Genomic DNA, 26774 nt, shown 5'->3' with positions numbered 1-26774 from the left:
CCGGAGAATCGATGCCTCAGCCCATACCTCCGTCCGTGCTCCGCCGACCCCAGTTGTGGATCGGAACGGGCCTCATCGCCGCAGTGGTCTCGATGCTGTTCGCCCTGCTCTACGTCGGCGGCAACGTCAACCCCAAGGGCAATCTGCGCGACCTGCCCGTGGCCCTGGTCAACAGCGACAGCGGCGCCGACGTCAACGGCCGCCGGATCAACCTGGGCGAGCAGGTCGTGTCGGGGATCGAGAAGGCCGCCAAGGACGACCGGAGCATCGACTGGCAGGTCCTGAGCCGCGAGGAGGCCGACAAGCGGCTGGGCAAGGGCAAGCTCTTCGGCGCCCTCGTCATCCCCGCGGACTTCTCCGCCTCCGTGACCGGCCTCACCGCCCCGCAACCCGCAGCCCAGGGCAAGGCCACGGCGCCGAAGCTGACCGTGCTGACCAACCAGGCCGCCGGCAGCATCGGCTCCTCCATGTCCTCCCAGGCCGCGCAGAAGGCCGCTCACGCCGCCTCCGCCCAGCTCGGTCAGGAACTCCTCAAGCAGGTCGGATCCCAGAAGGCCCCGATCCCGACGGCCGCCCAGCTCAAGCTGGCCGACCCGGTGACCGTGAACGTCGCCGACGGCCACCCCGTGGGGTCCCGCAGTGCCATGGGCCTGAGCGCCTTCTACTACGCGCTGGTACTGGTCGTCTGCGGCATGCTCGGCGCCAACGTGGTCAACTCGCAGGTCGACACCGCGCTCGGCTACCTGCACACCGACTTCGGCCCGGTCCGCAAGCGCGAACCCGTCCAACACACCAGCCGGGTCCGCACCCTGGCCATCGGCATCGCGCTCATGCTCGGCCTGTCCCTCGTCATGGGCAGCCTGGTCGAGGTCGCCACCGTCGGCATCCTCGACATGGACGCTTCCCACCTCGGCCTGCTGTGGCTCTACTCGGTGGCCACCATCGCGGTCGTCGGCGTCGGCAGCCTGGCTCTGTTCGCCGCCTTCGGCACCCCCGGCATGCTGCTGGCCACCATCGTGTTCGTCGCGATGGCGGTCCCCTCCTCCGGCGCGACCGTGCCCGTACAGGCGCTGCCCGGGTTCTTCCGGGGCCTCTCCGAGTTCGAGCCGCTGCGCCAGATCACCGAGGGCCTGCGCTCCCTGCTCTACTACGGGGCCCAGGCCGACGCGGGCCTGACCCGGGCGTGGACCTCCATGGGCGTCGCCCTCGTCGCCGCACTGGTCTTCGGCTTCGCCGTCACCCGCCTCTACGACCGCAGGGGACTGCACCGCATCCCGCACCCCGAGCCGGTGACCGGCACCGACTCGGGCGCGGACTCGGGCGCGGACTCGGGCTCGGGCTCGGAGACGGAAGCGGGTACGGGCACTGGAGCGGGCACGGGCACCAAGTCCGAGGCCTCGGCTCCTGCCACGACCTGAGGGACGAACCGAGCGGCGTGGCACAGAGCCCGGTGGAGGTGGGCGCCTCGCAGGCACTACGGCGAGGGCGCCCCGGTCGGCGGATCGGCCTGACGATCCGCCGGGGCGAGGCCCTCGGCCTCCCCGGGCTTGACCGAGCGGGCAGGAGCACGACGGTGGAGATCCTCCAGGGCCACCGGGAGCGGGACGGCAGCGAGGTGTCCGAGGTGTCCGCGCTCGGCGCGGCCCCCGCGCCGGCTCCATGTGGCGCTCGGCGTCATCGGCGATACGGAGCTGCCGCAACCTGGTCCGCGAGTGAGCCGGCCAGGGCGGTGATCCGCTCCCGGCCCATCGTCGAGCGCCCGGATTCTCCGGCCCCGACCACCATCACCGCGTCGCCCTCGCCGTCAAGTTTGAGTCGGACGGCGACGACGTTGCCGCTTCCGGTGGCGACGGGTTCACCGATCTCGGCCTTGGCCATCCGGTTGACGTAGGCGATCAGGTCTTGCGTGGAGGATCCGGCCAGGTGGGCCACGATCGGGGCGAGCGGAGCCACCGCCTGCGGATGGCGAGTCGCCGCGGTGTGAACGACCACCTCCTCCTGGCCGATGTGGAAGACGCAACTCACCAGGGCACCGGGGTTCTGCGCCAGCGGCGTGTCCGGCACGGCCCGCTTGCCCCCCTCCCCGGTGGCGATCGCCGCCCCGGGCTCCTTCACGGACCCCGGCGCGGACGCCCCGTCCGCGCCTGCGGCCTTCGCGGCCTTGGCGATGTCGTAGGCGAGGGGGCAACTGGACTGGCCCTCGCGGGGGATGGCATCGACGGTCTTGGTCAGCCCGTCCAGACTCAGTGCCGGCGCGCTCCCACTCTGGCACCCGGCCAGAAGGGCCACCGCCGCAGCGGCGCCTGTCAGCGATCCGTACCGACGGTGTCTCATGTGCCCTCGCTGCTCTCGTGTCCACGGTTTCCGCCGACACGGCGGACGGTGGACGCGGGCAGCAACCCCTGCCCGCAACCGCCCCGTTCGCGGCGCCCGTCCCCCGGCCGGCACTCGTAGCGATCCTAACGACGGGTGTCCGCGACGGTGCGACCGCCCTGGGGGAGGTCAGCGGGCGCTGCCGATGGCGCGGTCGGCGTCGGAGCCGCTGAGCATCAGGGTGGTTTCCTCGATGCGGTGGAAGCGGCCGTCGGGGGCGAGCTCGGCGAAGACGTAGACCTCCATGGTGACGGTGCTGCCGTCGTTCTTGGTGATGTGGCAGGTGTGCCGGTCGGCGTACTTGTCGCCGTCGTACAGCTCGTCGTGGACCTCGACCCTGCCGCCGGCGACGATGCTCCGCAGGTGGCCTATGTGGTCGAGGAACTCCGCGCGGTCCGCCCACTGGCCGTCGGTGCGCTGGCGGTACCCGGGGGTGAAGTGGCGCTCGGCGGCCTCCTCCAGGGTGATGTCGCGGTCGAAGAGCAGGTCGTTGAGGGCGGCTTCGATTCCGGTGCGGTTCATCAGGACTTCCTTGTCGTGTGGGGTCGTACGGGAGGACCAGGCCTGCGGACGGGGATGCGCGAGTGCCGGGTGCCGGGTGCCGGGTCGGGTGTCGGGTGCCGGGTGTCGGCCGGGTGCCGGGAGTCGGGTGTCACGTGTCGGCCGGCCGGGTGGTCAGGCGGCGGTCGCGAGGGTGGTGTCGAGCCAGTCGTAGATGCGGGCGAGGGCCAAGCGCATGGCGCCGGGGTGGCAGTGCGCGCCGGCGCCCTCCTCGGCGGTGAACAGCATCAGCGTCTTGGGGCAGGTCAGGTGCTCGTAGAGCTGCTCGGGCTGGCCCTTGAAGAACTCGTCCTCGGCGGCGTCGCACACGAGGGTGGGGCACTGGATCAGCTCGGCGATGCCGCCGGCGAGGGTGTAGTCGAGGTAGGAGGCGCTGAAGGTCCGGGGAGTGTCGACGCCCATCACGTACATGCCGTGGTTGATCGCCCACCGGGCGGTGGCGTCCTGGGCCATGATCTCCTCGAAGCTCGCGTCGAGTTCGGGGGCGGAGTCCGCGCGCAGGAGCCGTTCGGCCTGGTCCCGGTCTCCCGGGATGTTGCGGACGGATATCTGGCCGAGGTCGTACACACCGTCGACGGCGATCACGGCGGCGAGGCGGTGCTCGAAGGCGGCTGCCCTGGGGGCGAGCAGGCCGCCCATGCTGCTCCCGAAGAGTGCGATGCGGTGGTTGTCGACCTCGGGCAGTGCCTCGGCGAAGTCGACGACCGGGGTGATGACGTTCTCCCAGTCCGGGCGGAAGACCATGCCCTGGTGGTGGCGGGGGCCGGGCTGCCCGGGACCGTCGAAGGTCAGAACGGTGTACCCGCGCTCAACGGCCGCCAGCGCGCCGCTGAAGTGGAGTTCCTCGGCGGTGCCGTCGAAACCGCTGTGCATGATCAGGGTCGGGCGGGGCGTGCCGGTGTCGTCGACCCGGTAGAGGTAGCCGGGCAGGGTGGTGCCCTCGTAGGGGATGAGGACCGGTTCGATGCGGGGCGTGTGCAGCGCGGCGGCGGCCTGGAAGCAGGCCACGCTGCGGTCGTAGGCGTGGTCGTGGCGGGGGTCGCACGGGGAGCCGTGCTGGAAGAACTCGGCCGACCGGTAGTAGTTCGAGGCGCGCAGGAATCCGTCCCGGGCGCTGATGGTGTGGCCCGCGTCCAGGGCTCGCTGTGCCTCGTCGGCCACCCGGTCGGCGGTCGCCGTCCACTCCTCGTACCAGCTGTCGTAGTCGCCTTCCTTGATGCGCGCGCTGGTGGAGACGACCTCGCCGAAGTCGGCGCCGCCGTAGGCGATGTGGCTCATCGAGCGCAGGGTCTCGTACCAGAACTGGGGGTTGCCGGGGAACAGCAGCGGCTTCATCACACTCTCCTTAAGCACAGATCTGTGCGTACGGCAGGACTGTAGACCCCTGGGCGCCAGTAAGCAAATAGTTGTGCTTAGCGCTTACGATGGGTGCGTGACTTCGAACCAACCGGCCCCGCGCCTGCGCAAGAGCCCCGAGCAGGTCCGCTCAGCCGTCCACCAGGCCGTCATCGACCTGCTGTCCGACCCCCAGGGCGCGGACCTCACCATCCCCGCCGTCGCGCAGCGCGCCGGGGTGAACCACACCAGCGTCTACCGGCGTTGGGGCAGCCGGGAGGCACTCCTGGCCGACGTGGTCGTCACCCGTCTCGAACGGGACTGGCCGCTCGCCGACACCGGCACCCTGCGCGGCGACCTGACGGCATGGGTCGAGGCGGGCGTCGCGAGCATCCGCACGCCCGAGGGGCGTCTCCTCATTCGCGCCGTCGCCCTGTCGATGCCGGGCAGCGCAACGGCGCAGGGGGAACGCGCGGGGCAGTTCGAGCGCCGCATCGGCGCGATCGAGCGCATCCGTGACCGCGCCACCGCCCGCGGCGAGGTCCCCCCGCCGCTCGACCAGATCCTCGACCAACTCGTCGCGCCGCTCTACCTCCGGGCGATCTTCGGCATCGACCCGCCGGCCACCGGCTACCCGGACCTCCTCGTGAACCGCCTGCTCGGCAGCACGACCACACCCTGAGGGCCGTGGACCACTCCCGCGCCCCCGGCCTCACGCCCGCGCCCGCGGCCGGAGTGAGGCTCGTCCTGCTCCTCAGTCTGCTTCAACCCCGACTTTCGGACGGTCGCGCCGAGTACGCCATCCCCACAGCGTGTGTCCCACAAGTGCCACGGCGGCGAGGACGGCAAGCACGCGAATCGTGCTCCAGGTGACTTCGGGAACGCGCCCCGCAGTGGCCGCCTCCCCGTCCAGGCGCAGCGATGTCTCATAGAAGGCGATCAGCGGAATCAGCAGACGGAACGAGAGGCCTGCGATGCCGGGTATGCGCGCCAGGTTTCCGATGAGCCCCACCGGAGCGCCGAAGACAAAGGCAGCCGCTCCCCAGACCAGGATCCCCGTTGAAGCACCCCCCAAGTTCGGCTCGGGAGCGCCGTCCATGCCGATCGGCGCCACGGGACTCAAAGCCTTGCACAGGTAGTAGACGACCACGCCGATGGCCAATGCCGAGGAGGACAGCCACGCCGCCTTGACTTTTGATTGACAGGAACAGCCGACCAGAAAGGCGAAACAGGCCCACGACCAACCCCCGGAGAACACGAGGTTCACGACGTGGAAGACCGGGTTGTCGACCTTGGCCGCGAGGGCTCCCCATGCGCCAATCGCCGCACCGGCTGCGAGGGTTGCCAGTAGGCGCGCCAGGCGCGCCGGCAGAGGATTCAATGGCCGGTTCCTTGTCTCGCGATAACCGCTGACGGGGGGTGGTGCGATCGTGCGTGTTTTTGATGTTCATGTAGGAACTCGGGCACGACGCCAAGACGCGCCAACCCCGGGGCGGACCTGCCCGCACGCGTACGAGCTGCCACGCCGCTGCCACGTCGCTGCCGAGTCCTCATGACACGACGCTTGGAGCTCCGTTCTATCACCCGACGCAACGGGGAAGTCCAGCAGAGCCGGAACTCCGTCGCGGACGGGCCGTGCGCAGGCCGACGCCGATGACGTGACGATGACGTCGACCTCCACCACTACCGGAAGGTGGCGGCGACCATCGGGCGCCCGCGGGTCGATGGGTAACCCCTGCTCTGGCGGAGCGACTTGAGACCCGGGATGTGGTCGTGCAGCGGAACGCGGGCACCATGCGATCGGAAACCGGGAATCGGGAAGTGAGGGGAGATTTCCTCTGGAACACTCCCGCCGGCCGGGATGGTCGGTGATGATGTCCGTGTGACCCGCCGCATCGACACCCTGGTCTCGGCCTTCGGCGTTCTTGCCGGCGCGGTGCTCCTCGTCGGCGCCCTTCGGGAGCATCGCACGGGGGCATCGGCTGTGTGGATCGCGGCCGGCGCCGTGACCTTCTTCAGCGCCCTCTGCGTGCTTGTACGCGATGTGCGACGACTGCGCGCGAGGCAGACGACCTGACGAGGGCACCGTCCTTCACCGGGACCGGCCCCCTATCGCGGAGCTGGGGCGTCGATGATGTTGCCCTTGTCGTCGAGGGTGTGGGTGCGCCAGTACACGTCCCAGGAGTCGTCGACGTGCTCGGGCACCTTGCCGTCGGGGTATCGCGTGAACCCCTCGGGCGGCGGCTTCCCGTTCGAGGCGCAGGCGGAGCCGGTGCCCCCGACCGTCATGACCGGGTACTCCCCGCCACGGCAGATGGCGTCCTTCATCGTGCACCCGGCCAACGTCGCGGCGAGCGCCGCAGCGGCGAAGAGGACGCTGATGCCGCTCTGGTGACGGCGCGTACGGAATGTGATCATGATGGCCTCCAGTCGTCCGGGGACATATGCCCAGGGTGCGCCGGCGCACGCGCGAGCCGGCGCACGACGGACGGTGCACTCTGCTTCCACCCATGGGGCTGCCGGATGGTCTCGACCGGTGAAGGTGCCGCGGGCGCGGCGGGTCAGTCGAGACAGAACTCGTTGCCCTCGATGTCCCGCATCACGAGGCAGGACTCGTTGAATCCGTCGGCACGCAGCAGTCGCACACGTGCCGCGCCGAGCGGGAGCAGTCGTGCGCACTCGGCCTCAAGGGCGGCCACGCGCTCCTCCCCCACGAGCCCGGTGCCGACCCGGACGTCGAGGTGCAGCCGGTTCTTGACGACCTTGCCCTCGGGGACGCGCTGGAAGAACATGCGCGGGCCCACTCCCGAGGGATCGACGCATGCGAACGCCGCACCCTGACGCTCGGGTGGCAGTGCGCGATCGAAGTCGCCCCAGGTGGCGTACCCCTCCGGCGGCGGTGGTACGACGTACCCCAACACCTCACACCAGAAGCGAGCGACCCGCTCGGGCTCCGCGCAGTCGAAAGTGATTTGGAACTGCTTGATCGACACCATCGGGCCATCGTAGAGGCCCGGGGTCGGCCGCATGCCTCGCGAATGCCCCAGCCGATGGTCGCGCCGACGGCTCCATCGGCGGCGCGGTGTACCGGACTTCGCCTTCTGGGCGGTTCGCTCCGTCCGTGGGCTGACCGGCCATGGGTCCCACGGTCGTGTGGTGGGGCGGGACGCGAGGGGGCCGGGGGGTTCATGGCGTGTGCCACGAGCCCCCCGGCCCCCCTTGGAGTGCGTCGGGTCAGCAGCGACCGGCCGGCCGGTCGCGGACGACGAGGTCCGTGGAGCCGGTGGTCGCGTCGATCCAGGCGACCTGGCGGCCGGCGCCCGCCGCCGGGTAGCTCTGTTCACCGCGGTTGCACGAGACGCGGTCCTGGCGGGACCCGTCGGTCGTCAGCTGCCACAGCTTGGGCAGCGACTCGTTGCGGTACTGGGTGTCGGGCGTCCGGGCGACGACTGTCAGCGCCTCCTCGGAGACGGTGAGGTCGGAGGCGATCAGCGCGCCGGGCTTGTGCTCGCTGCTGACCATGACGGTCCCGGTGCCGTCCAGCGCCGAGCGCAGGATCGTCATCTGCCCGTTGTCGCCCTCGTTGGTGTCGCTCAGCCAGAACACGTTGTTTCCGTTGACCCCGGTCTGGCCCAGGCTCACGGCCTCGTCGAGCTGCTCGGCCTGCGTGGTCTTGCCCGAGGCCAGGTCCAGGATGTCCACCCCGAGGCGGTAGGTGCCGTCCTGCGGGTAGAGCTTGGCGTAGGCGAGCTTGTCACCCTTGACGGACGGCAGGGCGGTGATGATGTCCCAGTCCTGGCCGTCCACGAAGACGGGCGCCTTGTCGGCGGGGCGCTGGTAGCCGACGTGGCGGCCGCCGAAGATGTCGTACTCCTCGAAGACGACCACGCCCTTGTCGATGCGCAGGCCCGAGACGCCCGTGGTCGAGCTGTAGAGCTTCTTGACCGGGCCGCCCGCGATCGGACGGGAGAGGATGTCGACGGAAGTGGTGCCGTAGGCCGTCCAGACGGCCGTCTTGCCGTCGGTCGCGGGCGCCGTGTGGAAGCGCCCGTCGTTGGGGCTGATCACCTTCGCCGCGCCCTTGCCGTCCATCCGGCCGGCGTAGACGGAGTAGGGCTCGGAGCCGTCGTCGTTGGACTTCGAGACCGTCCACCACCCGCCGCCGGCGCCCACACCGCTGTCGGTGGTGTTGAGCTTGCCGAACAGGGAGTCGCTGTCCACGCCCAGGGCCTGCTCCCAGCCGGGAACGACGCCGTGGGCGTTGAAGGCGCGCTTGACCGTGTTCTGTTGGCCGGCGGTGACGCCCATCGACTTCGCCGCGGCGAGTACCGCGTTGCGGGCCTCGGTGAAGCCGTCGACCGGAGTCATGTACTCGGTGAGGGCCTTGTAGACGATCTTGTCGGCGAGGGTGCCGCCGAGGTCCTCGCGCATGTCCCACAGTGCGCCGGAGAAGATCGTCGAGTTCAGGTGCACGCCTCCGTTGTCGGTGGCGAAGGAAACACCCAGGAAGCTCTTCGACGTGGTGGCGCCGTCGTTGAGGTCACGCAGGGCGCAGTCGGCGGCCGCCTTCGTGCGGCACAGGTTCTCCCCGATCAGGCCCGCGGTGGGGTCGGTCATCGGGATCCCGTTGGCGGTGACGTCGATCGCGTTGCCGAAGTAGTCCGCGAGGGCCTCGTTCAGGGCACCGGACTGACCGGCGTAGACGAGGTTCGCCGTGTGCTCGATGACGCCGTGGGTCATCTCGTGGCCGACCACGTCGGTGTCGGCGGAGAGCGGCTTGTACTCCTTGTCGCCGTTGCCGTACACCATCTTGGCGCCGTCCCAGAAGGCGTTGGCGTACGGCATGCCGTAGTACGTCACACCGACCAGCGAGTTGACGGTCATGCCACTGCCGTCGAGGCTGTCGCGCCCGTGGGCGTTCTTGTAGTAGTCGTAGACCTGTTCGGCGTTCCAGTGGGCGTCGACGGCCCCGGAGTCCGTCGCCGCGGCGTCGAACTCGGCGGTGGGCGAGGAGAACATCTTGAGGTTGCCGGGCCACTTGCCGGAGACTTCGGAGACCGACCGGCCGCGGGCGTCCCAGGTGGCCAGCAGGTTCTTGGACGTGCCCCGCATGCGGACGGCATCGGCCATCACGAAGGATGCGGCGGTCTGGTCGTAGGCGATGGACAGCGGGGTCTTGCCGCCGTTCAGCCGGGTACCCGATCCCGCCTCGGGGAACAGCCCGGACGCGTCACCCGCCGGGCCGTCCGCGGCCGGGGCGTCCTTCGTGTCCTTGCCACTCACCGCGTCCGGCGCCGTCATCGTCTTCAGGGCGCTGTACTGGAGTGCCGGATAGCCCGACGTGGCATCGACGTACACCTCGCGCAGCACCGGCTCCCCGGTGCCGGGCGCGCTGCCGCGCACGGTGACGCGGTAGGCGAGGACACCGTCTCCCTTGGGGAGGATGACGAGCCCCTTGGCCTCACCGGTCAGCGGAGCCTGGGCGGCGTCGTGGCCGCCGGCCCGCGGAGCCTGGCTCGTGCCGAGCACGGCTCCGCCCAGCTGGTGGAGGGTGGCGGACACCGCTCGTTGGACGGCGAGCTCTTGGCCGACCTGCGGGGTGACGCCGGCGGTGAGGCCGGTGAAGTAGTGCCCGGACGTGCCGGTGACCACCCGCTTGCCGTCCTGCTTCTGCATCCGCACCACGTACTGGCCGCCGAGGACCTGCACGCCGTGGTGCTTCTGCTGCAGGCGGACCGTCTCGTCCGCGCCGCTGTTCACCGTCGAGACGGGAGTCAGGTCACTGACCGCCTGCGGGATCTTGTAGCGGCTCTTCTTCGAGGCGAGGTGCTGACGCGCCGCGTCGGCGGGAGCCGCCTTGGCGTCCACGGGTTCACGTATGCCCTCGACCAGGACGGGGGTGTCGGTGTCCCGTCCCGAGAGGACGCCTGACCCTCCGCCAGTGGGGTCGGTGGCCTGCGCGGGTGACACCGTCAGTGTCAACGCGGCGGCCAGCAGAGCCGCGATTCCGGTGCCGGAACGGAGCGATACGCGCCATCCTCTGTTCGCGACTGCGGCCGGTGCCGATGAACGTGTGCCGGGCTTGCGCAAGACGTCTCCTCAACGGTGGGTGCTTGGATCGATGCGTTACGTCACGGTCATGCAAGCCCGCTCCACAGCCTTTGCACAGCCTTCGACGCCCCTCAGAAGTGGCCACGCACACTTGTGGGCAGTCTGTGAAGAGGTCAGAATCCCCGACATGATCCATACCGACCCGTACAACCCGGGCCTCGGATGGCCCGAGGAGGACGCCCACAAGGCGCTCCTCGTGGCCGGTGCCGGCGATGCCGCTCAGCTCGACGCCCTGACCGGCGTCGGCAAGCCGGGACCTGACAGGACGCCGGCCCGTCCGGCCGGACAGGTCGTCACCACACCGCTGCCGGGAGAATCCCCGGAGCCGGCCACCTCACCGGCCACCACCCTTCGGCTGCTGGTCCGACGCCGCCAGGCACTGCTTCGTCAGGAGTCCGCGGAACTGGAGCGCCTGTGCACCTACGCCGATGGACTGGCCGAGCGGCCACCCGCCGTCCTCGGGGCGGGGCGCTCGGGCACGCCCGAGATCCTGTCGGGCGCCGAGGACATCACGACGCGCGTGCGGCACATGCTCGCCGCCGCCCGGAGCGAGGTACTGATCCTCGACAGACCCCCGGGCATCAGAGGATTACCCGATCCGGCGCCGGACGGTGAGGCGCTCGGGCCCGCCATCGGGGACCTGCTCGACCGGGGTGTGATCGTACGGACCGTCCTGGACCGTGAGTGGATGAAGCATCCGGGCCGGCCACAGACCCTGGGCGCACTGACCGAACGCGGCCTTCAGGCCAGGGTGGGCGCCCACCTCCCCACGAGGCTGATCGTCGTCGACCGCCACAGTTGCCTGCTGCCGCCGTCCGCTGCCGGCGACGGCGCGGAACCCGTGCTCGTACCGGGTGGAGCCCTGCTGCGCAGAGCCGTCCTGCCGCTCTTCGAAACCCTGTGGGACCGTGCCACACCGGTCGGCAACCCCGACAGCGATCTGACCACGTCCCAGCGGGAACTGCTGAGTCTGCTCGCCTCGGGCCTGAAGGACGAGGCCATTGCCCGCCGGTTGGGCATTCACGTGCACACCGCGCGCCGCCGCATCAGCGGCATGCTCGACGACCTCGACGCGGGCACCCGCTTCCAGGCGGGCGCCCAGGCCGTCATCCGCGGCTGGCTCGACCGGGCCGCGGAGGCCTGACTCTCGGCCGACAGCTGCCCGGGTCGCCTCGCCCGTCGATTCCGGTCACGTCGTCGGGTACGGGCTGTCGGGTGGGGGTGCTCATCGGCACGCCGCCCCTCAGCAGGGCGGGTACGGGATGTCGTGCGACCGGGCCGCGGTCACGATCGCCGCCTGGGGCCGGGACATCGGTGTGCCGTCGGAGAGCCGTGGCTCCACCGGGTCCACGATCTCCCCGAGTTCTGATCGCAGCGCGCCGGACGACGACAACACGGACACACGGTTGGTCGGCGCGGGAACGAGGGTGCCCGCCTGCCTCACGAACGCCACGAAGCTCTCGAAGTCGCGCTGGTGGGTGAACGGCTCTTCGAAGTCCGTCAGGGCCGGGTATCCGTCCGCTCCGACGAGGGTGTAGGCCAGGGTGGCCAGCCGATAGCGCCTCGTGGGCTCAAGCGCCTTGCCGTCGATGTGGACGTTGCGGGGATCGACGCGGTTTCCCACGCCGGCGGCGGAGTTGAAGCTGTAGCGCACGTTCTTCGACACGGCGAACGGCGCGTACTGTATGCCCCCGCCCTCCTTCGTCGTCCACTGTTGCTCCAAGGCGTCGTGGATCTGTTGGCCGGTGACCCAGACGCTGACGACCGGGTCGCCGTAGCCCACGCCGCGCCAGGCGCGGACGAACGGGATCGCCCCGTTCGTGGCAGGGTCATGGACCAGGTCCCCGGCGATCACTGTCTGCCCGACCCGGGGAGCGAGTGCCACCATGGCCAGCTGCGCCGCGATGTTCGGGTGGCAGTTGCCGTTGAAGTTCTTGTTCGTGGGCCGGCTGCCGGCCCACAGCGCCCAGTCGGCGACCAGGTCGCCCATGGTGCTCTCCCCCGCGGCGTTCCGCGCCCGCAGGAACGAGCCGCGCTGCCGGCCGATCGTCGAGTTGGCCCGGGTGGTCGCTTGTCCGTTCCAGTACGAGACGACCTGCCGCATCTCGGGGTCCGGGGCGATGCCGGTGCGCGTGTTGGGGTGGTTGGTCGACACGGTCAGCTCGCGGACCACCTTGCCGGTACGTGGATCCAGCTTCAGGTTGATCTCGTTGATGAGCTGGCCGTGACAGCCGGCCTCCACGAAGGGCCGGGGCACCCCGTTCGGGTCGGGCAGCATCATGTTGAAGCGGGTGTGCCAGTGGCCGGTGACGATGACGTCGATGTCGGGCGAGGCCTGGAGGGCGAGCTCGTAGGCCGGGCCCGAGGGGTTGAGTCCGCCGTTGAAGTCACCGCCCGCGACCGCGCCGTCGTGCATGCTGAGCACGATGGCGTTGACACCGCGCTTCTTGAGGAGAGCGGCCAGCCGATTGACGGTCTGGAGCTCGTCGCGTGTCTTCACGGCGGGCAGGTAGGCCGTGCTGGAGGACTCCGTGCCGATGGCTGTCAGGTGGATGAAACCGACCGGGATCTTCTCCCCGCTGGGACCGTCGACGTACCTGATGTTGTACGCGGGGAGGACGTCGGCCCCGTCTCCCCGCCATTGCACGTTGCCGCTGTAGAAGAGGAAGTCCGCGCCGGGGAACCGCCGGCCGGCCGAGTCGATGAACGACGTGTCCTGACCCACCACCGGAAAGGGGACGCCCTCCTCCATGTGCTGCGTGATCATGGCCGGTGACTTGTCGAACTCGTGGTTCCCGGCGGTGGAGAAGTCGAGCTTCATGAGGTTGAAGGCCTCGATCGTGGGCTCGTCCGCGAAGACGGCCGCATCGAACTCCCACCCGGAGAAGTTGTCGCCGGGACTGAAGAAGAGGGAGTTCGCCTTCCCGTCCCTGATCCGCTTCAGGTGGGCCGCCATGTAGGCGACGCCGCCGACCGTGTAGGTCTGGCCGCCGTTGCCGTGGATGGTGGAGTCTCCGCCCGGTGCCGCGGCCAGGTATCCGTGCAGGTCGGTGATGTTCAGCAACTGGACGTCCACGTGGCCGTCGGCGTCGCGGACGTCCCGGGCGTGGTCCGACGCGTATGCGGGAACGCCGGTTGCGACGGTGGCGCCGACGGCGCCCATGGCAGTGAGGAAGGAACGCCGACCGGCCCCGACGTCGTTCCACGACTTGACTGTCTTCGGCAGACTCATGCCCTGACTATCGCGCGACGATTCCTCGCGGACGAGGCCGTTCGCCCGTTCCCCACAGGTCTTCATCCGCAGGGCGCCGGGCTGCAACTTCCGGTGCCCCTGGAGGTCGTTCACCTTACGGCGCCGGCCTTCGTCGAAGTCGTAGCCTTGCGAGAGAGCGGGTCCCGGCCGAGCGGGATCTCGCACCAGGGACGCGACGGGCACCCGAGCGTCATGGGCTTCCCGGAGGTTCGAGGATGAAGTACACACGTGTACGACACGCCGCCCTGGCCGGGCTCGTCCTCCTCTCCATGGCGGCTTGCGGCCAGGGCAGTACCCGGACTTCGCCGACTTCACCGACTCCGCCCGCCGCGACGACGCGGCCGGCTCCGGCCGGGAAGGCGTCCGCGGCGGACTTCAAGCGGTTGGAACGCACGTACGCCGCACGACTCGGGGTCTACGCGGTGAACACCGGGACCGGGCGGGAAGTGGCCTACCACGACAGCGAGCGGTTCGCCTACGCCTCCACGTTCAAGGCGTTCGCCGCCGCCGCGGTCCTGCGCAAGCACTCCCCGCACGACATGGAGGAGGTGATCAAGTACTCCAGGGATGACCTGATCGACCACTCACCCGTGACCGGGAAGAACGTCGAAGCCGGCATGACTCTGCGTCAGCTGTGCGACGCCGCCGTCCGCCACAGCGACAACACCGCGGCCAACCTGCTGTTCGATGCCCTCGGAGGTCCGCAGGGCCTGGCAGCCGCTCTCCGAGCGGTGGGCGACACCACGACCCGGGTGGAGCGCCGCGAGCCGGCACTCAACCAATGGTCCCCCGGCGCCACGCCCGACACCACCACCCCCCGGGCCTGGGCCGAGGACCTACGGGCGTTCGCCCTCGGAGACACGCTCGGAAAGGACGAACGCGCACAGTTCGTGAAGTGGTTGCAGACCAACACCACCGGCGACGAGCTCATCAGGGCCGGTGTCCCGAAAGGATGGGTGGTCGGGGACAAGACGGGCGGCGGCGGCGTCTACGCGGTCCGCAACGACATCGCCGTGGTCTGGCCCCCCGACTCCGCTCCCCTCGTCATGGCCATCATGTCGAATCGCGGTACGGAGGACGCCGACGACGACGACAAGCTGATCGCGGAAGCGGCGTCCCTGGTCACCAAGGCGCTGACGTAGAGCACGAGCCCTGCCTAGGGCGTCGTCACTTTCGCGGTGTCGGCGGCCGGGGGGTGGGGGTGGTCCAGGGCTGCGGGCAGTTCCGACCTGCGGCGTATGCCGAGTTTTCGGTAGGTGCTCGTCAGGTGGGTCTCCACGGTGCGGCGGGCGAGGTGCAGCAGGTCGGCGATCTCGGTGTTCGTCCGGCCGGCGGCGGCCAGGTCCGCGATGCGGCGCTCGCTGGCGGTCAGGGCCCCCGAGCCGGTTCGCGACGCGGTCGGGACGCGGGCGCCGCCCTCGCGGAGGGCCTGCTCGGCGAGGGCGAGGAGGCGTAGGCCGCCCTTGCGTTCGGCCAGGTCCGCGGCTTCGCGGAGCCGGTCGCGGGCGCGTCCGCGTTCGCCGGCGGCGTGGAGTTGGCGGCCTTGGGCGAGGAGGGCCTCGACGAGTTCCATGCCGGCGTCGGCGGGCGCGTCCCTGAGGGTCTCGACCGCTTCCTCGGCGAGGTGCAGTCCTCGGCGGCCTCCGGTGGCGGCGCCGAGGACGCGCAGCGCGCGGCCCACGGTGCGGGGGGTGTTCCAGACGCGGGCCAGCCGGAGTTCCTCGGTGGCCAGGGCCAGGGCCTCCTGGCTGCCGCCGAGTGCGAGGCGGCACTGGGCGACCGCCGTCCGCCAGGGGGTGACGACCGGGCTGTAGACCTCGCGGGCGCTCTGGCGGCGGCCGCACTCCAGGAAGTCGTGGAGTGCGCCCGCCGGGTCGCCGGCGGCGAGGCGCTGTACTCCCCGCGCGTAGAGGAAGCGGTTCAGCTCCCATGATTCGGGGGCACGGCTGAGGTCGAAGGCGCCGGCGAGCCGTCGGGCTTCGTCCGAGCGGCCGGTGTGGACGAGTGCCATCAGTACGTGGGCGTCCCGGTTGGAGGGTCCGCTGTGGGCGTGCGCGGCGACGGCCGCGCCGTCGCCGCGCACGGCGATCAGTCGGGCGACGTCGCCGCGGGCAGCGGCGATGTCGGCGCGGGTGTTGAGCAGGGCGTGCTCCATGGGGTGGAGCAGGGCGGGGTGCTGGCCGGCCAGGCCGCGGTCCACGAGCCGCTCGGCCTCGTCGAGTTCGTCGGCCCATTCGGCGACGGCCGCCGCCGTCCCCAGGAGGAACGGTTCGGCGAGCGGGTCGGAGGGTTGCGCGAGCAGGGCCCGTACGCGGTTCATGGCCTCGCCGGCCGAGATCAGCCCGGCCGTCGCCTCGTACCGCACGAGCAGGGCCCGGCTGGCGGTGCCGACGAGTTCGGGCGCGTACTCGCCGCTCTCGGAGAGCCGCCGGTAGGTCTCCTGACGGGTCACGAGGTCGGCGTCGGACAGCAGGGCGGTGGCGGTCTGCACGGTGCGGGTGAGTCCCGGGTGTCCGTCCAGGCTGCCTTCCGTGCGCCGCAGCACCTCCAGGGCGGTGGTGACCTCGCCGCGGCCGACCAGGGCCGTGCCGAGGGCGACGGCCGTGCGCACCCGGTCGCGGGGTGCGGCCGGGAGGTGTTGGGCCTCCGCCAGGCGTGCGATCGCCACGGCGCCGCCGGCGGAAGCGTACTCCAGCGAGCCCAGTTCGGTGAGCAGCCGCTGGCGCCGGTCGTCGGAGAGGGGTTCGTCGAGGGCGCGGCGCAGGTAGCCGGCGGCGTCGCCGGGGCGGGCGTCGTTCACCGCGACCGTCGCCGCGTCCTGGAGTACGCGCAGGGCCCAGGGCAGGCCGACGCCCGGAGTGCGCAGCAGGTGGGCGGCTATCGCCTCGACGCGTTCGCCGCGCCGCAGCATCGTCCTCGCGGCCACCAGGTGCGCGGCTTCCCGTCGTACGGTCGGCCAGCCGGTCAACACGGCGTCCCGCAGCAGTCGGTGGGCGTAGCGGGGCAGGCCGGCGGGGTCCGGGCGCAGGAGTCCGATGCGGGTCATGGCGGTGAGCCAGCCGGTGACCCGGGCGGGGTCGGCGCCGGCGGCCTCGGCCAGCACCCCGGCCACGTCCGGGACCACCGGTTCGTCGGCGTCCCCGATCGGCCGGTTCTCCGTGCGCGGCCAGGCCTCCTCCAGGGCGGCCAGGCAGCGGGCCACCTCGGCCGTCGCCGTACCCGCGCTGTCCAGCCACCAGGAGACGGCCGCCGGGTAGCTTCCGGGATACAGCGCGGCGCAGGTCTCCGGCAGGGGCGGGAGCGCGTCCGGTGCGGGGCCGGCCGACTGCGGGCCGCCGAGGTCGTCGAGCAGGGCGTGCAGGAGCAGGGGGCTGCCCGCGGCCGCCCGTACGCACTGCGCCGTCCAGTCGGGTGCGGCCGTCGGCAGGGCGTCGAGGACGAGTGCGGCGGCGGCCGTGTCGCCGAGCGGGTCGATGGTGTGGGTGCGGACGAGGGACGGGGACAGGGGTTGGGCGAGCCCGGTGTGCCGGGGGTCGATGTCGTACTGGCTGCGTTCGCTCGCGACGACCAGGATCGGTAAGCGGTCGATGTGGCGTACCGCTTCCCGCAGCCAGCGGCGTGAGGGGGCGTCGGCCAGGTGGACGTCGTCGACCGCCAACAGGAGCGGGCCCTCGTCGGCGTACGCGCGCAGCAGCCGCCACAGGCGGGCGGCGCTCCCGCGGTCATCCCGGTCGGGCGTGAGGTCGGTGAAGTCCGGTACTGGACCGAGCAGTTGCAGCACGGTGGCGAAGGGGACCCCGGTGTCCTCCGGGGAGCACCGCGCCCACAGCACGCGCAGGCCCCGGCCCGCGGCGTCCTGAACGGCACTCTCCAGCACGGAGGTACGGCCGGTTCCGGTGGCTCCCTGGAGCAGGACCAGGCCGCCGGAACCGGAGCGGGCCCGCTCCGTCTCGGCCGCGATCAGGGCCCGGGCGCGGTCGCGTTCACGGAGTGGCCTGGTCATCCGTGCCTCCTGTGGTGAAGGGTGTGCTTCGCCGCCGGGTGAGACGACGGAATTCGTGGCGCGGTGGCATGAAGTGGCGTACCTCACTGCCGGCCCCCCGGACTGCCAGGATGACGACGGGAACCGCTCTGAGCTGCGGTGATGCCCGTCGAGGGCGCCGGCCTCGTGGTGCTCGCGGGCGCGGTCTCGTGGTGCGGCCCGTGGTGCTCCACGATTGCGGTTCCCGTGGCGCTCGCAGAAGTGTGGAGGGTGCTCATCCGCTACCGGCCCGCGTTGCACTGCGGGCCGCTGAACAGGGGAAACGGTTGCTCAACTCACCCCGCATCATGACCACGTCCGCTACCGGCACGAGCCGCGACGCAGGCTCCGGGGACCGGCGCGTCCCCGTGGCGGTGTCCGCCGCGGACCCGATCGGCCTCGCGGGAGCGGTCGCCCTGTTGCGCAGACACCCGGAGATCGAGCTGCGCGAGGAGTCCGGTCCGGACACGGTGGCCCTCCTCGTGGAGGACGCCCTCGACGAGGCGGCGTTGGCCCGGTTGCGTCGGATCGTGCGCAGCGAGGGGGCGCGCGCCGTCCTCGTGGTGGGCGCGATGCGGGAGAACGAGCTGATGGACGTGGTGGAGTGCGGTGTCGGCGCGATCGTCTGGCGCCACGAGGCCACCGCGGAGCGGCTGGTGCAGGCGGTGCTGGCCGCGTCCCGCGGTGACGGCGACCTGCCCGCCGACCTGCTCGGCCGGCTCATCCACCAGGTGGGCACGCTGCACCGGGGCGCGGGAGGCCGGGCCGGCGCGCCGGCCCTCGGGCTGACGTCCCGTGAGGTGGACGTCCTGCGTCTGGTCTCCGAGGGCTTGGACACCGGTGAGATCGCGGGCAAGTTGTCCTACTCCGAACGGACCGTCAAGAACGTCATGCACGGCCTCACCACTCGGCTTCACCTGCGCAATCGGGCGCACGCCGTGGCGTTTGCCCTTCGGGAAGGCTACATCTGACCGTCCGGGCAATCGAACACGGCCGGGAGTGTCCGCGAGGGCAGGGTGGGCTGCCCGTCGTTCGTCCCCCGTGCCCCTGCGGGCCGGGCGGCCGTCCGGGGGACGATCGACGGTGGACGACGGGCCGGGTGGTAACGGCCGTGCGGGCGAGGCGGGAGTGCAGGCGTGATCCACGAGGTGGACGAGATGCTCAAGGGCCTCCTCGGCGGTGGGGCGTTGACGGGTTCGGGGATCGAGGTGGCCTTCGAGGCGCCGACGCGTGACTGGGCCGCCCGCCGCAACGCCCCGGTGGTCAACAGCTATCTGTACGACATCCGGGAGGACGTGGCCCGGCGTCAGCGCGGCCACATCGGGGTGCGGGACGAGCGGGACGTGGTCGTGCGGCGGAGCCGGCCGCCGCGCTGGTTCAGGCTGTCCTACCTGGTGACGGCGTGGACGAAGACCCCGCTGGACGAGCACCGGTTGCTGTCCGCCGTGCTCGCGACCCTGCTGCCCCGTGAGATGGTGCCGCCGGACGAACTGCCCGGCTCCCTGGGGACGCTGGGGCTGTCCGTGCCGCTGTCCGTGGCTGGCATCCAGACGGAGTCGCGGTCGCTCGCCGAGATCTGGTCCGCGCTCGGCGGTGAACTGAAGCCGTCCCTCGACCTGGTGGTGACCGTGCCCTTCCCGGCCTACCCCGACTACGACGCGGGGCCGCCGGTCACCGAGGGCGCGACGCTCCGGGTGGGCGGGATGGACGGCGACCCGGCGGTGTCCGAGGGCCGTTCGCACCGTCCCCATCAGGTGGCGGCCGCCCGGGCGGCGCGGACCGCCGGCAAGGACGCGGCCCCCCGCGCAGAGACCTCCCGCGGCGCGGACGCGCGGTGAGCGCGTCGTACGCCGTCCCGGCGCCGGATGCGGTGACGGAAGCGGCGCCGGATGCGGGGGCGGAAGCGGGGACGGCCTGCGGCGGAGCACCGCCTCCCGGCGCCGTCGACGGGCCCGGCCGCGCCCTGCTCGCCCGGCTCGACGGGCTGCGCGGGCGGGTGTCGGCGCTGGTCGAGCGGCGGACCGCCGGCGATCCCACGGCCGACGATCCCCTGCGCGGCCTCTACCTGTCCGAGGAGGCGGTCCGCCATCTCCTCGGCTCCTGGCCCGTAGTGGCCGAGGGCGCGGCGGGATCGGACGCGGGCGCCGGTCGGGCCGTGGGCGGGGAGGAGGCGTCGGGCCCCGGCGACCGGCTGGCCGCGCTGGCCGGTCGGGCGGGCCTGACCGCGCTCGACGTCGCCTTGGTGCTCGTCGCCCTCGCTCCCGACGTCGACCGGACCTTCGAGCCGCTCTACGGCTACCTCAACGACGACGTGAGCAGACGCCGGGCCACCGTCGGCCTCGCCTTCGACCTGTGCGGGGTGCCCGCGCACTCCGCGGCGGCCCGGGCCCGGCTGCACGCCTCCGCGCCCCTCGCGGCCCTGGGCCTGCTGGAGGTCGACGAGCCCGAACGCCCCTTCCTGACGCGTTCGCTGCGCATGCCCGATCGGCTGATCGGGCACCTCCTCGGCGACGACACACCGGACGCGGCGCTGCGCGACCTGCTGCACCCGATGCCCGAGCCGCTGCCCACCGACGCGGCCGCCGAGCAGTTCACCCACCGGCTGGCGGCCCTCCTGGGGACCGGTCCCGCCACCGTCTACCTGCGCGAACAGCGCGAGGGCGAGGGACTGGCCGCGTACGCCGCGGCCCTGCGCGCAGCGGGCCTGGACGGGCTGTGCTGCGCCGCCCCCGGTGAGCACGTCGCCGAGCTGCTGCGCGAGGCCCGCCTCAGCGGCCGGGCCGTCGTCGTGCCGGCGCTGCCCGAGCGGCCCGGCCCGCTGGTGCGGGCGCTCGCCGCGGCGCCGGACGTGACCGTGCTGCTGGCCGATCCCCGCCCGTACGACCCCCACTGGTGCCCGGAGGATCCCCTGGTCCTGGAAGCGCCGGGCCGCCGGGACGGTGGGACGGCCGCCTGGCGGGCCGCTCTGGGCGCGGACGCCGACGCCTTCGATCTGGCTGCGACGGTCGCCCCGTACCGCCTGGGCGGGGACCGCGTGCGGCGGGCCGCGCGGGCCGCGCACGCGTTGGCCGCCTTCGACGGCGGTGCGGTCACCGCCGCGCATGTGCGGCGCGCCGCACGCCGCCAGTCCGCCTCGGGGCTGGAGAGCCACACCCGCCGCATCCGGCCGGCCGTGGACTGGACGGACCTGGTCCTGCCCGAAAGGCCCCTGGAACAGTTGCGCGAGCTGGCCCTGCGGGCCCGTCACCGCAGCCGGGTGCTCGGCGACTGGCGGCTCAGCGCGGGCGGTGGACGGGGCCGGGGCGTCCTCGGGCTGTTCGCCGGGGAGTCCGGTACGGGCAAGACGTTGTCGGCGGAGGTGGTCGCGGCCGACCTCGGTCTCGATCTGTACGTGGTCCAGCTGTCGTCGGTCGTGAACAAGTACGTCGGCGAGACGGAGAAGAACCTGGAGCGGATCTTCACGGAGGCGGACCGCACCGACGCGGTGCTGCTCTTCGACGAGGCGGACGCCGTCTTCGGCAAGCGTTCCGAGGTCAAGGACGCGCACGACCGCTACGCCAACATGGAGAGCTCCTACCTGCTCCAGCGGCTGGAGTCGTTCGACGGCATCGCCCTGCTCACGACCAACCTGCGGGCGAACATCGACGAGGCGTTCACCCGGCGGCTGGACCTGGTGGTCGACTTCCCGTTCCCGGACCCCGGCCAGCGCCTCGCGCTGTGGCGGTACGGGCTGGCGCACGTGCCGTCCGTCGACGGCATCGACATGGCGCCGCTGGCCCGGGACTTCGAGCTGGCGGGCGGTTCGATCCGCAGTGCGGTGGTCACCGCCGCCTATCTCGCCGCCGGCCGCGGCGGCGAGGTGACGCCGGAGGACCTCCTGGAGGGGGCCCGGCGGGAGTACCGCAAGGCGGGGCGGCTGGTGCCGGGCGAGGGCGGCTGGTGATGCGGCGGCCGCCCCGTTCACCAGGCCCGGTGACGGGGGCGGCCGCCCCGGGTGTCAGGCGGTCTTGGGGTGGATGATCTTCCACTCCTGGTTGCCGGTGTTGCTGCAGTCGGAGATGTTCAGCCGGTCCCCGGTGTTGGCCCCGCCGTTCACGTTCAGGCACTTGTTGTTGCTGGCGAAGTTGCGGATCCAGTAGTCGCCGCTCTCCTGCTTCTCGATCCACCACAGCTGGTTGTCGGCGGTGGTGCCGACGCAGTGGAACTCGCCGATGCCGGTGCCGACGGGTCGGCCGCCGTACTCGCCGAGGTCCATGCAGAACTGGTCCGTGGTGTTGCGGATCTGGAAGAGCGGCTTTCCGCCGGGGCCGAGCTTCGGGTACTTCACCTCGAGGTTCCAGAGCTGGTTGTCCCCGGCGGTGCCGTCGCAGTTGGCCTGTTGGACGGCCGTGTTGATCGCGCCCTTCTCGCGGCCCGGCAGGTCGGCGCACTTGCGGGTGGCGGCGTTGCGCAGCAGGACCTTCTCGGCGGGCACCACGGGCGGCGGTCCCGCGGGCTTCGAGGGCTTCGGGGCGTCTCCCCCTCCTCCGCCTCCGCCGCCGTCGTCCTTGGGCTTCTCGGTCTTCGGCGGTTCCGGTTCGGCGCTGGGTGACGGCGGCGGGGGCGGCGGGGAGAGGGCCGGGGTGGGGGGCAGGACGGCGCCGACCTGCTCGGTCGCCTCGGTGGCCGCGGAGCGGACCTGTGGCTTGTAGGCGATCCAGATCATCACGAAGGCGACGCACAGGGCCAGGAAGAGCCCGAAGAAGGTGGCCAGCCAGCGCGGGAGGAAACCGCGCTGGACGTAGGTCCCCTCGACGTCCAGCGGATCGACTCCGGAGCGGCGCACCGCCAGGGTGTAGGGCCGCTGCTCCTTGGAGCCGAACCAGATGATCTGCCGGGGCCGCAGGGTCGTATTGACGAACGCGGCCCTGCCGGGCTCGATCTGGACGTTCCCGGGGCGCAGTTCGTACGCGAGGTGGTCGCCGGTGTCGCTGCCCGCGACGGACGCCGTCACCTTGGTGTTGCCGAGGTTGTCGACCGCCAGCCGGGGGCGTCCGCGGAAGCGGCCCTTCACGATCGGCGGCACGAGTTCCGCGCGCACCTCGGTGAACGCGGTGATCGTCAGGTTCCCCTCCGGAACCGTCACGGCCTCGGGATGCTCGGTCGGCGTGATCCGCACCGCGTACGGGTTGGGACCGGCCGTGGCGTCGGGGGTCCGGGGTGGTGCGAAGGTCAGCTCCACGGTCCCGGTGGTGCCCGGGAACAACCGCAAGGTCGCCGGCTCCGCCGTCATCCATGGCGCCACGTCGCCGACGGGCTCGAAGCGATACTCGTCGACCACGTCACCGGTGTTGCGCACGCGCAGCCGCACGCGCGTGCTGCTGCCGGGGTCGACGGTGACGGAGGCGGGTTCCAGCGAAGTCCAGAGGCTCACCCCCGGCACGCTAACCGCGCCCGCGCCGCCGGTCAGGAGCCGCAAGGGCAGACCTGGTTGCCCCGGCGTACCCCCGCTCGCCCCGTCAGGACCGGGGCACCCGCTCGCCGTTGACGATCATGATGAACTGGGCGTAGGAGTCGGCGTTCATCAGGGCGCGCTGTCCCATGGCGTACCAGTTGGGCTGTCGGTCCGCGTCGTCGTTCTCCCCGGTGTACTCCCCCGGATCCCGCAGGGCACGCTTGCCGAGATTGGTCCTCTCCAGGTCCGCGGAGGCCTCGGGGAAGTCCTGGGCCAGGCTGTCGACGATGGTGTCCTGCGTCAGCTCCGCGTCGCGCGGGCTGTACTGGTAGTCCAGCGTGCCGGCGAACCGGTGGGTGGCCTCGTGGATGACGTACCAGGCGATCTGGCCGGCCTTGGTCAGGTGGATGGGGCCGGAGCGACCCGCGTCCGTGGTCGGCAGCGCCTCGCTCTTCTGCAGGTCCGGATTGGTCGCGCGGGAGATCCGCTCTCCCAGGGTGGGATCGACCCACCCCATGACCTCGGAGGGGACGCCGGTGCCGGTGCCGACCAGGGCGATCTGCGCGCCCTGGGCGTCCAGGCCCGCCTGGATGCGCCGCACGACCTCGGCGACGCGGGGCAGGAACGCCGCGATCTGCCGGGGTGTCATGGCCCGCAGCGCCGGGAAGCCGGAGTGCAGTCCGCTCAGGAGCGCGCCGCTCGGGTTGTCTCCCGCGGACTTCAGGAGGGTGAGGGTCGAGGCGATGTACCGCTTGGCCGTGACCAGTTCGCGGCGGGCCTTCGACTCGCGCTCGGGGTAGTCGCGTTCCGGGATGGTGCCCTTCTTGGAGAAGGTCACGTTCCCGCTGCTGTGGACCTTGCCCGTCTGGTCGTCGTAGACGTCCGTGTGCCGCGGTGTGGTCCCCGGGGGGACGCCCAGTTGGGAGGAGGTGCGGATGTCCTGGTCGTCGTCCTTGTTGCGCCAGCGCGTCTCCCGCGTGTCGACGGCGTCCGTGTAGGTGCCGCCGGGTTCGAACTCCCAGAGGGTGCGCTGGACGGCCGGGGCGCCGGGGCTCGTGGCGTTCAGGGCGGTCCCGTTGCCCTCCTTCTCCTCCGTGGGCGCCCGCTGGGCGATGGACGGGGCGGTGCCGTGTCCTGCCGCGAAGGCGGCGCCGTCGGCCGTGGCCGCGCGTTCGGAGCCCTGTCCGGGGTCGGTCACGGCCATGCCGGCGCCGTTGTCGTGGCCCGTCTCGCGGATGCCCCGGAGGTTCTTGTCGAGGTGGCTGGTCTCGTGGGCGAGGATCTCGGTGTTCCCGACAGCTTTGGGGCCGAGCAGGATGTGGTTGCCGACGGTCACGGCGTGGGCGCCGAGGGCCGCAGTGGCGCGCTGGGCCGCCGGATTGTCGTGGACCTGCCCGGCGCCGAGGTGGTCGTTGCGGTAGAACGCCTTCGCCTTGCCGAGGAAGGGGTCGGGGAGCGGGCTGCTCGGCGTGGCCAGCGCGGCCCCGAGCAGCCCGAGCTGCGACGCGGGCCCGGCGTCACGCTCGCCCTCGTGCCCGTGCTCATGGCCGCGCTCGTGGTCGTGGTCGTGGTCGTGCTGCGCGGACTCCCGGCGCTGGACGGTCGGTTCCGTGTGCCCGCAGCCCGGGCCGTGCCGGTGCCGCTGCGCCTCGACGGCGCGGGCCACGGCCGCGTTCCCCGCCGCCCGGTGGAGGTTCAGCAGTCGCTGTACGGGCATGCTCGGCGGCACCGCCCGGCGGGAGGTGTCCCGTTCGTCCGATGACGGATTGCGTTGACCGTGCGCGCGCATGACGCTCTCTCTCGACTGTCCGGACGGCTGGCCATCCAGCCCTACCCGACCTCCCGGCGACCCCACAGGTCCGCGGGGGCAGACCTCGGGGCAGCCGGGACGGACCCCGTCGTCCCGGCGTGCGTCGCTTGCCGCCGCCGCTGCCTGAAGGGGCAGCGGCGGGGGCAACGACGGTGTCCCCACTCGGGTACCGGGGGACGTTTCGGCGGGCGCGGTCCTCGGGTCAAGGTGGAGTGTCCTGTCTCGTACCCGAGGAGAGCAGAGCATGCCGTCCTATCTGTCGCCCGGCGTCTACGTCGAGGAGGTGGCCAGCGGTTCGCGCCCGATCGAGGGAGTGGGCACGTCGGTGGCCGCCTTCGTCGGTCTGGCGCCGACCGGCCCGCTGAACGAGCCCACGCTGGTGACCAACTGGACTCAGTACGTCGCGGCCTTCGGCGACTTCACCGACGGCTATTACCTCGCGCACTCCCTCTACGGGTTCTTCAACAACGGCGGTTCGGCGGCGTACGTCGTGCGCGTCGGCGGCTCCGCCGAGGACGCCGCCGGCCAGGCCCAGGCGTCCGCTCCCGCCGCGGTCACCGGCGCGGCTCCTCGGGCCGCGCTGCCGGCCGCGGAGTCCCGTCCGCTCGGTACGTTCGCCGTGGCGGCCACCGCGGAGGGCAGCGGCGGCACGCTGTCCGTCGAGGTCGCCGACGCCGAGGGCGAGGGGCCCGCGGAGCGTTTCAAGCTGATCGTCAAGGACGGCGACAAGCCGGTCGAGACCTTCGATGTGAGCGCGAAGAAGGGCAACCGCTCCTACGTCGTCACGCAGGTCAAGGAGCGTTCCAAGCTCATCGCCGTGACCGAGGCCGCGCCTGCCGCGCAGTTGGCCCGTCCGGAGAACCAGACCGTGGCGCTGCCGGCGCCGCCGCCCGCGCCCGTCGAGCCGGCCGCTCCGGCCGGTCGCGCCGAGGGCTCCCACCCCGGCCCGGCGCAGTACCTCGGCGACTCCGCCGACCGCACGGGCTTCGGCGGTCTGGAGGCCGTGGACGAGATCTCCATGGTCGCCGTGCCCGACCTGATGGCCGCCTACCAGCGCGGTGTGATCGACCTGGAGGCCGTCAAGGCGGTCCAGCTCGGTCTGATCGCGCACTGCGAGCTGATGGGCGACCGGGTCGCGATCATCGACCCGCCGCCCGGCCTGAACGCCCGTGACATCCGGGTGTGGCGCCAGGAGACGGCCAACTACGACTCCAAGTACGCGGCCCTGTACTACCCCTGGATCAAGTCCTTCGACCCGGCGACCGGGCAGTCGCGCCTGGTCCCGCCGAGCGGGCACGTCGCCGGCATCTGGGCCCGCAACGACTCCGAGCGCGGTGTCCACAAGGCCCCCGCCAACGAGGTCGTCCGCGGCGCCGTCGACCTCGAACTCCAGATCACCCGCGGCGAGCAGGACCTGCTCAACCCGATCGGCGTGAACTGCATCCGGGCCTTCCCCGGCCGCGGCATCCGCGTCTGGGGTGCCCGCACCCTCTCCTCCGACCCGGCCTGGCGCTACCTGAACATCCGCCGGTACTTCAACTACCTGGAGGAGTCGATCCTGATCGGCACCCAGTGGGTGGTGTTCGAGCCGAACGACCACAACCTCTGGGCGCGCATCCGCCGCAACGTCTCGGCGTTCCTGGTCAACGAGTGGCGCAGCGGCGCCCTGTTCGGGCAGAGCCCCGAGCAGGCGTACTACGTCAAGTGTGACGAGGAGACGAACCCGCCGGAGTCGGTCGACCTCGGCCGGGTCATCTGCGAGATCGGCATCGCGCCGGTCAAGCCCGCCGAGTTCGTGATCTTCCGGCTGGCGCAGTTCTCCGGCGGCAACGGGGAGTTGGAGGAGTAACCGGGCGCGGAGCCCGCCTCCGCCACC

General features: G+C 71.8%; 20 protein-coding genes. 9 read left to right on the top strand and 11 right to left on the bottom strand.

Going from position 1 to position 26774, the window contains the following annotated elements:
- The first annotated feature begins 11 nt into the window (after positions 1-11).
- Positions 12-1418 carry a YhgE/Pip family protein gene (locus OG906_RS37675; protein WP_443067489.1) on the top strand — a complete coding sequence of 469 codons (1407 nt, stop codon included), beginning with the start codon at positions 12-14 and terminating at the stop codon, positions 1416-1418.
- 256 nt (positions 1419-1674) lie between these two features.
- On the opposite strand, the gene OG906_RS37670 is transcribed toward OG906_RS37675, so the two are convergent.
- The 3 genes from OG906_RS37670 to OG906_RS37660 form a co-directional block, all read right to left on the bottom strand.
- Positions 1675-2334 (bottom strand): hypothetical protein, encoded by a 660-nt coding sequence (locus OG906_RS37670; protein ID WP_329448804.1) that lies wholly within the window; start codon positions 2332-2334, stop codon positions 1675-1677.
- Positions 2335-2502: 168 nt separating this feature from the next.
- Positions 2503-2895 carry a nuclear transport factor 2 family protein gene (locus OG906_RS37665; RefSeq protein WP_329448803.1) on the bottom strand — a complete coding sequence of 131 codons (393 nt, stop codon included), beginning with the start codon at positions 2893-2895 and terminating at the stop codon, positions 2503-2505.
- A gap of 153 nt (positions 2896-3048) precedes the next feature.
- A complete protein-coding gene (locus OG906_RS37660) occupies positions 3049-4269 on the bottom strand; it encodes an alpha/beta hydrolase family protein (RefSeq protein ID WP_329448802.1) in 1221 nt (406 codons plus the stop codon).
- A 97-nt stretch (positions 4270-4366) separates the two neighbouring features.
- Between OG906_RS37660 and OG906_RS37655 the strand changes: the two genes are divergently transcribed.
- A complete protein-coding gene (locus OG906_RS37655) occupies positions 4367-4951 on the top strand; it encodes a TetR/AcrR family transcriptional regulator (protein ID WP_329448801.1) in 585 nt (194 codons plus the stop codon).
- Between the two features lie 72 nt (positions 4952-5023).
- On the opposite strand, the gene OG906_RS37650 is transcribed toward OG906_RS37655, so the two are convergent.
- Entirely contained in the window at positions 5024-5650 is a 627-nt protein-coding gene (locus tag OG906_RS37650) for a hypothetical protein (protein WP_329448800.1), read from the bottom strand.
- A gap of 501 nt (positions 5651-6151) precedes the next feature.
- On the opposite strand from OG906_RS37650, the gene OG906_RS37645 reads away from it, so the two are divergent.
- Entirely contained in the window at positions 6152-6346 is a 195-nt protein-coding gene (locus OG906_RS37645) for a hypothetical protein (RefSeq protein WP_329448799.1), read from the top strand.
- 32 nt (positions 6347-6378) lie between these two features.
- Here the strand turns inward: OG906_RS37645 and OG906_RS37640 are convergent, their stop codons facing one another.
- The 3 genes from OG906_RS37640 to OG906_RS37630 all read right to left on the bottom strand — a co-directional run bounded on the left by OG906_RS37640 (position 6379) and on the right by OG906_RS37630 (position 10239).
- Positions 6379-6687 carry an SCO0607 family lipoprotein gene (locus OG906_RS37640; RefSeq protein WP_329448798.1) on the bottom strand — a complete coding sequence of 103 codons (309 nt, stop codon included), beginning with the start codon at positions 6685-6687 and terminating at the stop codon, positions 6379-6381.
- A 143-nt stretch (positions 6688-6830) separates the two neighbouring features.
- On the bottom strand, positions 6831-7265 hold the full coding sequence (locus OG906_RS37635; protein WP_329448797.1) for a VOC family protein: 435 nt from the start codon (positions 7263-7265) through the stop codon (positions 6831-6833).
- 238 nt (positions 7266-7503) lie between these two features.
- Positions 7504-10239 (bottom strand): M4 family metallopeptidase, encoded by a 2736-nt coding sequence (locus OG906_RS37630; protein WP_329448796.1) that lies wholly within the window; start codon positions 10237-10239, stop codon positions 7504-7506.
- 268 nt (positions 10240-10507) lie between these two features.
- Here OG906_RS37630 and OG906_RS37625 point away from each other — a divergent pair, with 268 nt between their 5' ends.
- On the top strand, positions 10508-11524 hold the full coding sequence (locus OG906_RS37625; protein ID WP_329448795.1) for a helix-turn-helix transcriptional regulator: 1017 nt from the start codon (positions 10508-10510) through the stop codon (positions 11522-11524).
- A 99-nt stretch (positions 11525-11623) separates the two neighbouring features.
- Here the strand turns inward: OG906_RS37625 and OG906_RS37620 are convergent, their stop codons facing one another.
- Positions 11624-13612, bottom strand: a complete 1989-nt coding sequence (locus tag OG906_RS37620; protein WP_329448794.1) for a bifunctional metallophosphatase/5'-nucleotidase — start codon at positions 13610-13612, stop codon at positions 11624-11626.
- 236 nt (positions 13613-13848) lie between these two features.
- On the opposite strand from OG906_RS37620, the gene bla reads away from it, so the two are divergent.
- A complete protein-coding gene (bla, locus tag OG906_RS37615) occupies positions 13849-14775 on the top strand; it encodes a class A beta-lactamase (RefSeq protein WP_329448793.1) in 927 nt (308 codons plus the stop codon).
- Positions 14776-14789: 14 nt separating this feature from the next.
- Here bla and OG906_RS37610 read toward each other — a convergent pair whose 3' ends face one another.
- Entirely contained in the window at positions 14790-17636 is a 2847-nt protein-coding gene (locus OG906_RS37610) for an AAA family ATPase (protein ID WP_329448792.1), read from the bottom strand.
- Between the two features lie 326 nt (positions 17637-17962).
- On the opposite strand from OG906_RS37610, the gene OG906_RS37605 reads away from it, so the two are divergent.
- The 3 genes from OG906_RS37605 (at position 17963) to OG906_RS37595 (ending at position 21597) form a co-directional block, all read left to right on the top strand.
- On the top strand, positions 17963-18625 hold the full coding sequence (locus OG906_RS37605; protein ID WP_329448791.1) for a helix-turn-helix transcriptional regulator: 663 nt from the start codon (positions 17963-17965) through the stop codon (positions 18623-18625).
- 165 nt (positions 18626-18790) lie between these two features.
- Positions 18791-19492, top strand: coding sequence for a DUF4255 domain-containing protein (locus OG906_RS37600; protein ID WP_267802852.1), 702 nt, complete (start codon positions 18791-18793; stop codon positions 19490-19492).
- Entirely contained in the window at positions 19489-21597 is a 2109-nt protein-coding gene (locus OG906_RS37595) for an ATP-binding protein (RefSeq protein WP_443067488.1), read from the top strand. The genes OG906_RS37600 and OG906_RS37595 overlap by 4 nt, the downstream gene beginning before the upstream one ends.
- 54 nt (positions 21598-21651) lie before the next feature.
- On the opposite strand, the gene OG906_RS37590 is transcribed toward OG906_RS37595, so the two are convergent.
- On the bottom strand, positions 21652-23067 hold the full coding sequence (locus OG906_RS37590; protein ID WP_329448790.1) for an RICIN domain-containing protein: 1416 nt from the start codon (positions 23065-23067) through the stop codon (positions 21652-21654).
- An 85-nt stretch (positions 23068-23152) separates the two neighbouring features.
- Positions 23153-24805: an eCIS core domain-containing protein gene (locus OG906_RS37585; protein WP_329448789.1), complete on the bottom strand. Its 1653-nt coding sequence runs from the start codon at positions 24803-24805 to the stop codon at positions 23153-23155.
- 337 nt (positions 24806-25142) lie between these two features.
- Here OG906_RS37585 and OG906_RS37580 point away from each other — a divergent pair, with 337 nt between their 5' ends.
- Positions 25143-26747: a phage tail sheath subtilisin-like domain-containing protein gene (locus OG906_RS37580; RefSeq protein ID WP_329448788.1), complete on the top strand. Its 1605-nt coding sequence runs from the start codon at positions 25143-25145 to the stop codon at positions 26745-26747.
- The last annotated feature ends 27 nt before the right edge of the window (positions 26748-26774 follow it).

This window comes from Streptomyces sp. NBC_01426 (assembly GCF_036231985.1).
GTDB lineage: Bacteria > Actinomycetota > Actinomycetes > Streptomycetales > Streptomycetaceae > Streptomyces.
Note: the sequence above shows the minus strand (reverse complement) of the source record. Positions and strands in the feature narration are given on the sequence as shown.

Bases quoted from the DNA above. Each gene is read 5' to 3' on its own strand.
- OG906_RS37675 (WP_443067489.1), top strand. From the start codon at position 12: ATGCCTCAGCCCATACCTCCGTCCGTGCTCCGCCGACCCCAGTTGTGG.
- OG906_RS37670 (WP_329448804.1), bottom strand. From the start codon at position 2,334: ATGAGACACCGTCGGTACGGATCGCTGACAGGCGCCGCTGCGGCGGTG.
- OG906_RS37665 (WP_329448803.1), bottom strand. From the start codon at position 2,895: ATGAACCGCACCGGAATCGAAGCCGCCCTCAACGACCTGCTCTTCGAC.
- OG906_RS37660 (WP_329448802.1), bottom strand. From the start codon at position 4,269: ATGAAGCCGCTGCTGTTCCCCGGCAACCCCCAGTTCTGGTACGAGACC.
- OG906_RS37640 (WP_329448798.1), bottom strand. From the start codon at position 6,687: ATGATCACATTCCGTACGCGCCGTCACCAGAGCGGCATCAGCGTCCTC.
- OG906_RS37635 (WP_329448797.1), bottom strand. From the start codon at position 7,265: ATGGTGTCGATCAAGCAGTTCCAAATCACTTTCGACTGCGCGGAGCCC.
- OG906_RS37625 (WP_329448795.1), top strand. From the start codon at position 10,508: ATGATCCATACCGACCCGTACAACCCGGGCCTCGGATGGCCCGAGGAG.
- OG906_RS37620 (WP_329448794.1), bottom strand. From the start codon at position 13,612: ATGAGTCTGCCGAAGACAGTCAAGTCGTGGAACGACGTCGGGGCCGGT.
- bla (WP_329448793.1), top strand. From the start codon at position 13,849: ATGAAGTACACACGTGTACGACACGCCGCCCTGGCCGGGCTCGTCCTC.
- OG906_RS37610 (WP_329448792.1), bottom strand. From the start codon at position 17,636: ATGACCAGGCCACTCCGTGAACGCGACCGCGCCCGGGCCCTGATCGCG.
- OG906_RS37605 (WP_329448791.1), top strand. From the start codon at position 17,963: ATGACCACGTCCGCTACCGGCACGAGCCGCGACGCAGGCTCCGGGGAC.
- OG906_RS37585 (WP_329448789.1), bottom strand. From the start codon at position 24,805: ATGCCCGTACAGCGACTGCTGAACCTCCACCGGGCGGCGGGGAACGCG.
- OG906_RS37580 (WP_329448788.1), top strand. From the start codon at position 25,143: ATGCCGTCCTATCTGTCGCCCGGCGTCTACGTCGAGGAGGTGGCCAGC.